We start from the raw sequence: 11,947 nt of genomic DNA, 5'->3' as shown, positions 1-11,947 counted from the left end.
GCGACCACCGAGATCTACACGCTCGTCTACACTCTTTCCCTACACGACGCTCTTCCGATCTGTTAAGGCTGCCACATGCTGGCGGCCGGAATTGAATTTTAAATAGGCATTTGCGGTAGAAGATACATTCCCGATATCTGTAGTGACAATTGCGTTTTCCGGAAGGACCTTTGTAAGCTCAAGCAGCGCCCTGCGCGGATTAATTGGACTTCCTTCCACCATGGCCAGATCCACAAGTTCTTTTTCCCATTGTTCTTTTTCATTTGTGACTCTCGCCATTCTCTCAGAATTGAATTGCTTATTTGGTACTTTTTCTTTCAGCCGTTTTGCGATTTCAGCAGAAGCTGCTTTGGCATCACCAATAATCCCAATTTCTACTGGATGGGTTCTGGCGATATTACGGGGATTGATATCAATTTGGACAATCTTTGCGTTTTTCGGAAAGTAATCAATGTCATAGCATGGCAATGTTCCAAAGACAGATAATCTGGTACCGATAGCGAGCACCACATCTGCATCCTTTAATGTGTTCATAGCTGCTTTTGACCCCATATACCCAATAGGCCCCACCGCTAAAGGTTCATTTGCCGGGAAAGCATCATTATGCATATAGGAAACAGCTACAGGGATCGTTAAATGATCGGCAATTTCCTTCACTGCCTCTATTCCATCTGAATCCACTACTCCCCTGCCGGAAATGATGACTGGATTTTTGGCAGATGAAAGCAATTCCACAGCCTGATCAATCTGTTCTAATGATCCGCAGCCCCTATTATCTACGCGATACTGATGCGGTTCTAGGATTACATCTTCCACTTCACCATAAAAATAATCCCGCGGAATATCAAATAACACTGGACCTCTCTCTGCGTAAGCAATTCTAAAGGCAGTCCTCAGGCAATCCGCCACCCGTCCCGGATGTGTGACCCTAACGGTTTCCTTCGTGATCGCTTTAAAAACTGAAACCTGATCGCACTCCTGGAAACCGTCCCATCCGACGGTAGGTGTTCCTGCTGAAGGAGAAATGACGACCATAGGAGTGTGAGCCTGATTCGCTGCCGCTACCGACGTTACCATATTGGTGATTCCAGGTCCATTCTGGCCAATGACCACCCCTGCAACTCCGCTTACTCGAGTATAGGCATCTTCCATGTGGGCAGCGCTTTGCTCATGCCGAACGCCGATGAAGCGGATCCCGGCAGTTGGAAGCAAGTCTAATAGATCCATGAAGGCTGATCCCAAAATCCCGGAAATATGTGTGACACCTTCTTTAACTAATGTTTCTACAATTGCCTCACTTGGTGTCATTTTCACCTTTCTTGTTTTGATTACTGCTAGTTCTTTTTCTGCTTTTGCCATTGCGGGCACTTCCTTTCCAGTTTTAATAGGATGATAGCTCTTAATCAGATTCAAATTTTCCCTATCTAAATTTCTTTAAATGCATTTTTGACCGTCTCAACAACAAATTTTAAGTCTTCTTCTGTAGAAGAAAGCGGCGGAGCTATAATAAGGACATTATTGAAGCCAGGCACTGTATCCCCATTTCTGCCAATGATCAGGCCTTTTTCTTTACACAGTGCAATGATCTTTGTCAATAATTGGTCAGAAGCCGGCTGCTTCGTTTCCTTGTCTTCAACCAATTCAATGCCATACAAGAAACCGGTGCTTCTGACTTCGCCAACATTTTTATGAGCCTGCAAATCTTTTAAACTGCTTAAAATGCTTTCACCCAGCACCTCTACCCTGCTGACAATATTCTCCCTTTCTATGATTTCGATATTTTTCAATGCAACTGCACAGCTTGCCGGATGTCCCCCATAGGTTGAGACATGGCGAAAATGGTTATCTGTTCCCTGTTCCTTAAATTTCTCATAAATTCTGGAATGAACTGCCGTAGCACCAAGTGGCAGATAACCGCTGGTCAACCCTTTTGCCATTGTTACGATATCAGGCTGAACACCCTTTGAATGCATAAATCCAAACATCTTGCCCGTTCGCCCGAATCCGGATACTACTTCATCCATTATCAGGAGGACATCATGTTTTTTGCAGATTTGTGCCACTCTCTGCAGATATTCAGGGGACGGGATAATAACTCCCCCGCCTGAAATGAAAGGCTCCATTATGACTGCAGCAACCGTTTCGGCACCTTCCCATTGGATGACCTGGTCAATCATGTCAGCTGCGACTTTATCGCAATCCTTCACATCCTCGCCAAATGGACAGCGATAGCTGTAAGGAGGCGGCACATGCAGGAACCCCGGCATGCCAGGATCGTATTTCACTCTTCTGTTAGCCTGTGCAGTAGCACTTAAAGCACCTAAAGTAGAACCATGATAGGCACGGTAGCGCGAAATAAATTTATATTTTCCCGGATTGCCATTCTGATTATGGTATTGCCTCGCTATTTTGAATGCGGTTTCATTCGCTTCGGAACCGCTGTTTGAGAAAAAGGTTTTATAGGAATCCCCCAGCAATTCACTAATTTTTGCAGATAACTTAATGGCTGGTGCATGGCTTAATGTCAGAGGAAAATACGACAGCTGCATCATTTGCTCTGCAGCAGCCTCTGCAATTTCTTTCCGTCCATGTCCCAGGTTCAGACACCAAAGACCGGATACACCATCCAAATATCGATTGCCATCCATATCAGTAAACCATGAGCCTTCACCTGATTTGGCAATCATCGGACTGCTTCCTTCTGTATGCCGGCTCATCGCATGCCACAAGTGTTCCTGGTCCTGATCAGTTAACTTTTTGTTATCATTAAGTTCTAGCGTAGACATATTGCTTGCCTCCTTCTATTCATTAATTCAGGTTTGTTTTTTGTCTTTCCTTATGGGAATCATGTTGCGGCTGGAATCTTGTTTATTAATTCCTGGGTGGGTGTATAAGGATAGTTATGCGCCTCTGCAACTTTCTGATGAGTGACGTTTCCATTCATGGTATTGACCCCTTTTTCAAGAAAAGGATACTTTAAAATAGATTTTTCAATTCCTGTATTAGCGAGCATTAAGGCATATGGTGCTGTAGTGTTGGAGAGGGCATAGGTGGAAGTTCTTGCTACAGCGCCCGGAATGTTTGGAACCGCATAATGCAAAACACCATGCTTTACATAAGTTGGAGAATCATGTGAGGTAATATGATCGATGGTTTCAATTGAACCGCCCTGATCAATGGCAACATCAATAATGACCGAGTTCTTTTCCATTTGCATAACCATTTCTTCGGTTACTAACTGAGGTGCTTTTGCACCGGGGATAAGGACAGCCCCTATCACTAAATCGGCCAGTTTTACTTCCTGGGCGATATTGAACGGATTTGACATGACTGTTCTCACTCTGCCTGAAAAAAGATCGTCCAGCTGGCGGAGTCTTTCTGCACTTATGTCGATGATGCATACATCTGCACCAAGGCCGACAGCCATTTTTGCGGCATTTGTCCCAACTACTCCCCCGCCAATAATCACCACTTTTCCAGGCTTCACACCAGGAACCCCGCCTAATAAGACACCTTTTCCGCCATGAATCTTTTCAAGAAATTGCGCTCCGAGCTGGACAGACATCCTTCCGGCAACTTCACTCATAGGCGTTAGAAGAGGCAATGATTTGTTATCCAGCTGAATGGTTTCATAAGCAATCGAGGTAACTTCTTTTTCGACCAAAGCCTTTGTCAATTCAGGTTCAGCTGCAAGATGCAAGTAGGTAAAGAGAATTAATCCTTTTCGGAAATATTGGTATTCGACTGGCTGAGGCTCTTTAACCTTCATAACCATATCCGCAGCCCAGGCCTCTTTTGCACTTGACACAACCGTTGCACCAGCTTTTTCGTATTCCTCGTCTGAGATGCCGCTTCCTGCACCTGAACCCTTCTCAATCCAGACCGTATGGCCTGCATTAACAAATGCAGAAACACTTGCTGGAACAACGGAAACCCGGTTTTCATTATTCTTTACTTCCTTTGGCACACCAATAATCATGTCATCACTCCATCCTGCAAAATAGAAATATTAACCATCTCGTCATGACGTCATGTCGTCCGTACCAGTTGTTGTATGACTAGCCTCAGTTGTAATTAAAACATAACCATTATTCCTTTTCAATATTTTCTAAAAATTTTATATTATCGGAATTATCAATAGATATTATTGTAAAATTGAATAACACTGCATTTAACTATAATTCTTTGATAGTTTTATTCTAAATGAATACATATCCGAACGAAAAAAAGCAGAATAATATTCTATTAAGCTGCCATTTGTGTCTGATAATAACCGCTCTATGTGAAGCACACTTAATGTAGAGGGTACACCAAGCAGGTCGGCTTCTTCCTTGGATAAATAAGTGCTTGTAATGATCTGTTCAGCTTCTGAAAACTTTAAGTCTAAACTTTGCTCCAGCAGATCATACAGTGTACCCTTTTCAATATCATATCGGGCGAGATTTTCACCAATTTCAATAGGGTAATACTGACTTTCAAGGGCCAATGGCTTATCGTTTGCATAGCGAATTCGCTTTATAAAGTATGCCTCTGTAAGTCCGCTGGCTTCCACAATTTCTCTTGATGGAACAACAATGCCATTGTCCAGTAATTTTGCATCAGGCTTCATCCCCATTTTTTTAATCACTTCTGTTGTACTCGTAATATTTCCCAGCCACTCCTCAATCGGTTTCTTTGAAATAAAAGTGCCTTTTCCGTGGACTTTCTTTAGCACACCTTCGTTGACTAAATGGGAAACTGCCTCTCTCACTGTACTTCTGCTCACTTTATAGGTATCCATCAACTCCCTTTCACTTGGAATTTTCTCATTGAAAGAACGATTGTCTATGAGCTCCTGCAGCTTATTTTTTAATTGTATGTGAAGCGGAATAGGACTTTTAGAATCTAACTCTGTCATAATGGATGCCTCCTTACTATTTTTCAAATAATCAAAATGTATAATTAATTATATAGGTTACCCGAATGAATATCCATCCATTTACAGCAGATCCTGTTGCGCGTATTTAAAATTTTTTCTAATTATAGGTTGCCATTAAATGAGGATCAAGACAATCCAATGAAGCGATGGAAAGAGAACGTTTAACAATGAGCATCCCATCTGCTTAGAGATGGGATGCTCATTTTTTTCGATTTTGGTCATCCTTTGATATTCTCACTCATTCTTTTAACAAACATTGTCAAAAAATAGGCTGCATAAGCGATCGAGATATCGATCAGAAAGATATAGAAATGATTCATTCCCTTTTTAAAATGCACCATGCCTGCCCATTCCTCAAGTGTGGCAAATCCAAAGGCAAAAACGGCACTTGCTAAAATCGTGTAAATCAGAAAGCTTTTCTTGTGGTTTGTGCAGAACTGATAAATCAGCAGGAAACCGACTGGTAAAGCTGATGCTGTCATGTTCAGGGCATAGGGAAACATGGGAAATAAAAAATAGGTGTGAACAAAATAACTATATCGTTCCAAAAAGCTGTCGGCGTACGTCCAAAGAATATGCACGGTATAACCAAAGAAGAAAATCTCAAATATCCTGGTCCTGTCAATTGATAGATATACAATAACGAGCGGCAGCACCATAAGTGCCAAAACCACCCAAAACTGCCAGGTTCCAAGACCAGAGTATTCTCTCCAATAGGAAGAAATGAGTGCATTCATCTTTTCACTTTGGGAGAATATCTGCTCCCAGTATTCACTATAACTCAAAGAATTACCTCCCTAAACGCATCATCATCTTGATAGAATTATGCATAATCATAGTTTTCTACCCGTGCATCAATCAGCATTTTTCTAAATGTATCTCCTTTTTGAACCCCTAATATCTTCTGCCCATATTCAAGGAAAGACATAAGCTCGTTTTCCGATAAATGACTCATATTCAGCGGAAATTGTTCCATCTCTTTTACCTCATCCATAATCTGATCCAATAGTTCCTTTCCGCTTTTGGAAATTGCTACACATTTATAGCGGAGCTGCTCTTTATTGGCCGTGATTTCGATCAGTCCTTTTTCCTTTAACGGTTTTAAAAGCCTGGTTACAGTTGATAGATGCCAGCAGCCCAGATCACTTATTTGGGTCGGGCTTAGTTTTTGATTATGGGTGCCAAGCAGAAACAGAATATGCTGCTGAGCAGGCGTCAGCTTAAATTTCCTTTCAAGCTCTGCCCACTTCTTTTCCATACAGAAGTATAGTGCCCTTATGACAAGCAATGTCTGCTGTTTCAATAAAATGTTCATCCTTTTCCCCCTCACTTGCAGATACAATTGTATTTACAAGTATTGTTTGAGAGATGACTGATTTTATGCAAAAAAAATAGAGGTTCGCTTTCCTGCCTCTATTTTTGTCCTATTCTTTTTTTCACAGAGTTTCTGATTGACTCTATCATCTCCTCAGACAAATTTGCCGGAAGCGACGAGCCATCATGAAATACCCAGGCGTTGATCACTTCAAGATCAGCTTTTTTAAATGTTATGCTATAAGTATTATTTTCCTGGAGAAATTCAATTGTGGCATATTCTTCTCCATCAAATTCATCATCAATAATCATACTGGTAATTTCGTATGGATTCACAAATAATCTCCTTTAGCTTTTTTTACTATTTAGAATGCACCTGGCCCATCAAATTTATCCGAAAATGTTTAAGTCTTCATAATAATGGTATCTATGGTTTTATATGCAACAAAAAATGTAGCAAGGGAGTATGCGGCTTCTGTAATGCCGAATAAAAAAACAGAACTTCCAAAGATAATGGTATTCATTAATAGGATGCATTGCCCGATGGTTAAAGGCAAACGCTCGCTGAATAAAATAGCCAAAACTTCTGTACCATCCAGACAGGCTCCAAACCGGATAATGAGACCCACTCCCATTCCGAGCAAAAGACCTCCCAGAATTATGATCAGCAGGGGATGGTCAGTCACTTCCTCAAATGGGGCCAATATGTATGTCTCACCTGCCAGCACGGAACTGGCAAAAAGGCTTAACACCAAAAATCTTCCCCCTAAGTAGAAAAAGCCCGCCACTAAAAAGGGGAGATTCAACAGCAGGATCAAGACACCCACATCTACATGAAATACATGTGAAAGGATGATGCTCAATCCAACAATGCCTCCATCAATAACATAATTTTTCACAAGGAATAATTGCAGGGAAACAGCCACAAGTGTTGCTCCGAATATGATAATCAGCCCATTTTTAAAGGCGGAAAAATTACCCTTTCGTCTTTGGCTTAAATAGTATTGAATCCTATTTTTATACACTGGCCATCTCCTTTTGTTCAGACTGGCTTATGTATTGAAATATATTCCCGAAAAATCAATAAAATGCAGAAGCCTCCTTTCTATTTTAATAGTTTCCAGTAAAAAAAAGATAGAATTCCTTCATATCAGAGTGTAAAATAAATTCAGCCAGTTGAAAAACTGACACAGACATCCATTTGTATAGGAGGATGGAACGCACTAATAGAAATACTTTAAGCAGCCTTTAAATATATTGAATTTTCAGAAAACTAAATAAAAAGAGGTTGATGTATATGGCAATGGATGCATCTATTAAAGAACCAACGATTTTTGATCATGTTGGAAATAAGATTATTACAGAAGATCGGGAAATTCATATAATTGCCAGATTAGCAGAACCATTGATCGTGATTCTGGGAAATGTCCTGAGCGATGAAGAATGTGACCAGCTGATTCAGCAATCAAAAGAGCGCATGCAGCGTTCAAAAGTTGCCAACTCCATTGAAGCTGATGAACTGCGAACCAGCAGCAGTACTTTTTTCCATGAAGGGGAGAATGAAATTGTCTCCAGAATCGAAAAAAGAATCTCACAAATCATGAACATTCCAGTTGAGCATGGTGAAGGGCTGCAGATCCTTAATTATAAAATAGGCCAGGAATATAAAGCTCATTTTGACTTTTTCTCTTCAACCAGCAGAGCAGCAAGCAATCCGAGAATCAGCACGCTCGTCATGTACCTGAATGATGTGGAACAGGGCGGGGAAACGTATTTTCCTAAGCTTAACTTCTCCGTTTCTCCACAAAAAGGCATGGCTGTTTATTTTGAATACTTTTATAATGATCAGAACTTAAACGACCTGACACTTCATGGCGGTGCACCTGTTGTCATCGGAGATAAATGGGCTGCTACGCAATGGATGAGGAGAAAGAAATTTTAGATAGAAAAAACACTTGGGAAAATTTTTTCTCCAAGTGTCTTTTAAAATACAATCAATTGAAATTGTCCAGCCTCAGCGCCTGCCCCCTCGAGTTCACGAAACCGGGGCGGGCAAGGCGCTGAGGCTTTTCTTAGAACCACAGTCTCTTATGATAGTCATATTCAGAGGTGTCGTAACTCTCTTCCCCTTCTAGATTAGGGGCACACTTTTCACAAGGTTCTTCCTGCTGGCCATGTTCACATTGTTCCATTAAAAGTTCCACCTGAACGCATCCCCCTTCCTATCTGTTAATTTAATTATAATGAAAGCGTTTACATCTGTCTTGTACAATTTGTTGGAAAATCGTTAAAAAGTGCCTATCCTATGGCACATTTTAACGTCAAAAAAAGACATTCCTGTCGCATTTTAGCTTTTGCCGCCCCTAATAGCTGCGGGGCAAATCGGTTACTTCAAGTGCAACCCTTATTCCTGATTGAATCGCCCCTTCAATCCATCCCGGGGCTGTGGACGTGTGTTCCCCGGCGAAATGGACTCTTCCCTCCGGAACAGGAATAAATGGGAATAACTCTGTTTCCTGGTTCGGTTTGAACATGGAGAAGGCTCCGCCAGAAAACGGATATTGTGACCAGCTATGGGAGGCGCCTGTTAAGAAATACTCGTAAACCTGATTGCCATGAACGACAGCTAAATTGTCAAGGGCATTCCGAATCCGATCTCCTTCCTTAAGGTTATCCCAGGATAAAGTATCATCTTCCCATGTATAGCTTGCCATAATGATGCCGGAACCTGCTGACCCAATTAAATGGCTCGGATAGGCAGCGAACCGAATGGGCAGATCCGTCATCAGCTTTCCTCCCTGCAAACCTTCGCGTTCCCAAAACCGCTGTTTAAACTGCAGTCCAATTTTCGTGGAGGAAACATAATGCAGTTCCCTTATGGCTTTCCATTTATTCGGGGAAAATGATTGCCGGGGAACGATTTCAACGAAGGACAGCAAAGAAAAAGGTATAGTTAAGATGGCAAGATCACCACTGACCATCAAAGGTCTTTGACTCAAGGTATGTCTGGCATGGATTGTAACCTGCTGAGGATCCTGTTCTATTTTTGTCATTTGATAACCGAAATAAAGGTCTTCTTTTAACTGGGGCAAAAAAGCATTTGGAAGCTTGTCATTCCCTCCTTCTACTTCATAAAAATGAATGTCCGGGCTAAATAAAGGAAGCAGTTCCCGCAGAATCGCAGGAAACGACAACTCCGGGAAACCTTCCAGACCAAGCAAAACTTTAATGCTTTCAAGGGCACCAGGTGATAAACTCGGTCCAACCGGGTTGTATCTGAGAAAGAAGCTTATCGGATACCGGTCAAATTCTTTTACTATAATACTCCAATTTCGAGCAGGGTTTTGATTAATAAAATCTGCTACAGGCTTAATGGCCATCGTAAGCAGATCCTCCGCCGTCTTCCCTTTTTCATGCGGAGCAACAGGGTAACGCAGGATATCAGGGTTTTGCTGATATATGGTGCGATTTATTTTAATGCCATTGGCAAAGATAAGATCCTGAGGAGTTGTGTTCCGGAATTCATTTACCTTTAAACGGAATTTTTTTATATATTCCAAAACTAAAGAGTGAGTATGAGGAATGCGCATGGCTCCCACATCCAGATACATTCCGTCCATAAAAGGCTCCCTCATTGTAAATATTCTGCCGCCAACCCTTTGTGTTGCTTCTAAAACCGTCACATCATGCCCTGCTGCCTTCAGCAGGGAAGCGGCAACAAGACCTGACATACCGGCACCGACAACGATTATTTTTTTTTGGACCTTAGAAAGGCCGAGACCGTTTCTGATGATGGATAGCATTTCTTCTGTATTTAACTGTGGATCCCGATAAAAGACCATACCTATTCTCCTCCTGGGGATCTGTCAAAAAGTTATTACTTTATCATACTGCCGGACAACTTCAGATTATGATTCTTTTATGAATTTGGCAGCTATGCATGAATCAAGTCACGGCCAAAACCACTTAGCTTATTTATCGCAAAAAAAGGCACCAAATCTTCATGATTTGATGCCTCACCCTATAAATATGATTCTGCTAGAACGCTGCTGTCCATCCGCCATCAGCAACGATCACGGATCCATTAACAAAGCTGGAATCATCAGATGCCAGGAATAATGCAACCTGTGCAATTTCCTCCGGCTTTCCGACTCTTGGCATAACACCCTGAACAGCCTTTGTACGGCTGAATCCAAATTCATTCAGGCTTTTCATTGATGAGGCAATGTTTGTTTCCACACCGCCTGGTGCAATGGCGTTACAGCGGATGCCGCTGTTTGCGTACATATAGGCAGTGTTTTTCGTAAGCCCTATCACGGCATGCTTTGATGCCCCATAAGCAGCGCCTGCATGGGCGCCATTTAATCCGCCTGTAGAAGCAGTATTGATGATTACCCCTTTCCCTTTATCTAAAAAGAGAGGGATGGCTTTTCTTATTGAACGCATGACGCCTTTTGTATTAATATCAAATATTAAATCCCATCGTTCATCCTGGATGTCTCCAACGGGTTCAAACCCGTCCATAATTCCTGCGTTATTCACCAGGATATCCAGCGCTCCAAATTCATGAACAGCTCCATCTATCATTCTTTCAATATCATCTTGTTTTGAAACATTAACCTGAACAGCTTTGGCCTTTCCGCCATTCACAGTGATTCCCTTTACCACAGCCTCGGCCCCTTCCAGGTTCAGGTCAGCGGCAATGACACTTGCACCTTCCTTTGCGTACAACTCCGCAATCGCTTTTCCCATTCCGGATGCTGCACCTGTTACAATCGCTACTTTATCCTGAAGCTTCATTTAGATTTCCTCCGTTCAGCTGAATAATTTAGTGAACACTTGTTGATTATCTCTTACATCTTTATAATATGTTAATAAGGACGCCCATTCAATCAGCAAATTATCAGCGATTTGTCTACTATTGAACACATTCATTGTATTTTGATTATTTTTTCATCCTATTTCAACTATGGAGGCCTTTTATGTCCAGTAAGCAGAATCTCCCTATAGACCGAAGAATAACAAAATCAAAACAAGCTTTAATGGATGCCCTATTATCCTTAATGCAGACGAAGGAATTCAAAAAAATAACCATAACGGATATCGTGAAGACAGCCAATCTCAACAGGGGTACATTTTATAAGCATTATGAATACAAAGAGGATATCCTCGATGAAATGGTCGATGATGTGATATCAGATCTAATCTCCTCCTATCGCGAACCATACAAGAACACAGAAACCTTCCAGTTAAAGACCCTTACCTCTTCTGCCATTAAAATTTTTGAACATGTTAGTCATAAAAAAGAATTCTATTCCTTAATGGTAAAATCAAATGCCTTATCCGGATTGCAAAGCAAATTGTGCGATGTACTGAAGGAGGTAACTTTGAAAGACCTTAAAGATGTAAAGTTTAACCCAAAAATCAATCGTGAATTGCAGGCAAGCTTCTATGTACATGCAATATTGGGAATGATTACGGAATGGATAAATTATGGATTTAAATATGATTCAAACTATATGTCCGAACAGCTGCTGGAAATCTTAAAGAGCAGACAAGAAGATGAGGTATTCAAATTAACTTGAATGAAACCAATACCTATATTAATTCATCTTAAATTGCTTAAATACCATAATAAAACAAACACATTTTTTTCTCCCACCCCCAAAATTAAAGAATGACAGCCTAAATTTTTGTTGATGGTCATTTTTTGTC

The 11,947-nt window shown here is 41.2% G+C and carries 11 protein-coding genes and 1 pseudogene; 2 read left to right on the top strand and 10 right to left on the bottom strand.

Features of this window, described 5'->3' with window-relative positions; translation table 11 throughout:
* Positions 1-60: 60 nt before the first annotated feature.
* The 8 genes and pseudogenes from ACEQ1T_RS20365 to ACEQ1T_RS20330 all read right to left on the bottom strand — a co-directional run.
* Positions 61-1,359, bottom strand: a pseudogene (locus ACEQ1T_RS20365) (sulfoacetaldehyde acetyltransferase); the annotation flags it as partial.
* Between the two features lie 65 nt (positions 1,360-1,424).
* Positions 1,425-2,786 (bottom strand): aspartate aminotransferase family protein, encoded by a 1,362-nt coding sequence (locus ACEQ1T_RS20360; RefSeq protein WP_370224476.1) that lies wholly within the window; start codon positions 2,784-2,786, stop codon positions 1,425-1,427.
* Positions 2,787-2,845: 59 nt separating this feature from the next.
* The gene (gene ald / locus ACEQ1T_RS20355; protein WP_370224475.1) at positions 2,846-3,979 is read right to left on the bottom strand and encodes an alanine dehydrogenase; all 1,134 of its coding nucleotides are present in this window, start codon (positions 3,977-3,979) and stop codon (positions 2,846-2,848) included.
* 192 nt (positions 3,980-4,171) lie between these two features.
* Positions 4,172-4,897 carry a GntR family transcriptional regulator gene (locus tag ACEQ1T_RS20350; protein ID WP_206843930.1) on the bottom strand — a complete coding sequence of 242 codons (726 nt, stop codon included), beginning with the start codon at positions 4,895-4,897 and terminating at the stop codon, positions 4,172-4,174.
* Positions 4,898-5,136: 239 nt separating this feature from the next.
* Positions 5,137-5,703, bottom strand: a complete 567-nt coding sequence (locus ACEQ1T_RS20345) for a hypothetical protein (RefSeq protein WP_370224473.1) — start codon at positions 5,701-5,703, stop codon at positions 5,137-5,139.
* Between the two features lie 38 nt (positions 5,704-5,741).
* Positions 5,742-6,233 carry a MarR family winged helix-turn-helix transcriptional regulator gene (locus ACEQ1T_RS20340; protein ID WP_370224472.1) on the bottom strand — a complete coding sequence of 164 codons (492 nt, stop codon included), beginning with the start codon at positions 6,231-6,233 and terminating at the stop codon, positions 5,742-5,744.
* A 98-nt stretch (positions 6,234-6,331) separates the two neighbouring features.
* Entirely contained in the window at positions 6,332-6,568 is a 237-nt protein-coding gene (locus ACEQ1T_RS20335) for a hypothetical protein (protein WP_206843921.1), read from the bottom strand.
* Between the two features lie 68 nt (positions 6,569-6,636).
* Positions 6,637-7,257: a YitT family protein gene (locus ACEQ1T_RS20330; RefSeq protein WP_370224470.1), complete on the bottom strand. Its 621-nt coding sequence runs from the start codon at positions 7,255-7,257 to the stop codon at positions 6,637-6,639.
* A 272-nt stretch (positions 7,258-7,529) separates the two neighbouring features.
* Between ACEQ1T_RS20330 and ACEQ1T_RS20325 the strand changes: the two genes are divergently transcribed.
* Complete coding sequence (locus ACEQ1T_RS20325; protein ID WP_206843915.1) at positions 7,530-8,174, top strand: 2OG-Fe(II) oxygenase; 645 nt, start codon at positions 7,530-7,532, stop codon at positions 8,172-8,174.
* A 421-nt stretch (positions 8,175-8,595) separates the two neighbouring features.
* Here ACEQ1T_RS20325 and ACEQ1T_RS20320 read toward each other — a convergent pair whose 3' ends face one another.
* Together ACEQ1T_RS20320 and ACEQ1T_RS20315 are read right to left on the bottom strand one after the other, a co-directional pair.
* Complete coding sequence (locus ACEQ1T_RS20320) at positions 8,596-10,074, bottom strand: flavin monoamine oxidase family protein (RefSeq protein WP_370224469.1); 1,479 nt, start codon at positions 10,072-10,074, stop codon at positions 8,596-8,598.
* 196 nt (positions 10,075-10,270) lie between these two features.
* Positions 10,271-11,032 (bottom strand): SDR family oxidoreductase, encoded by a 762-nt coding sequence (locus ACEQ1T_RS20315; protein WP_206843912.1) that lies wholly within the window; start codon positions 11,030-11,032, stop codon positions 10,271-10,273.
* A 182-nt stretch (positions 11,033-11,214) separates the two neighbouring features.
* On the opposite strand from ACEQ1T_RS20315, the gene ACEQ1T_RS20310 reads away from it, so the two are divergent.
* Entirely contained in the window at positions 11,215-11,817 is a 603-nt protein-coding gene (locus ACEQ1T_RS20310; protein ID WP_370224467.1) for a TetR/AcrR family transcriptional regulator, read from the top strand.
* Positions 11,818-11,947: the final 130 nt, after the last annotated feature.

The sequence above is a fragment of the Cytobacillus sp. genome (assembly GCF_964223445.1).
Classification (GTDB): Bacteria; Bacillota; Bacilli; order Bacillales; family Cytobacillaceae; genus Cytobacillus.
This window is presented reverse-complemented; position numbering and strand designations above follow the sequence as displayed.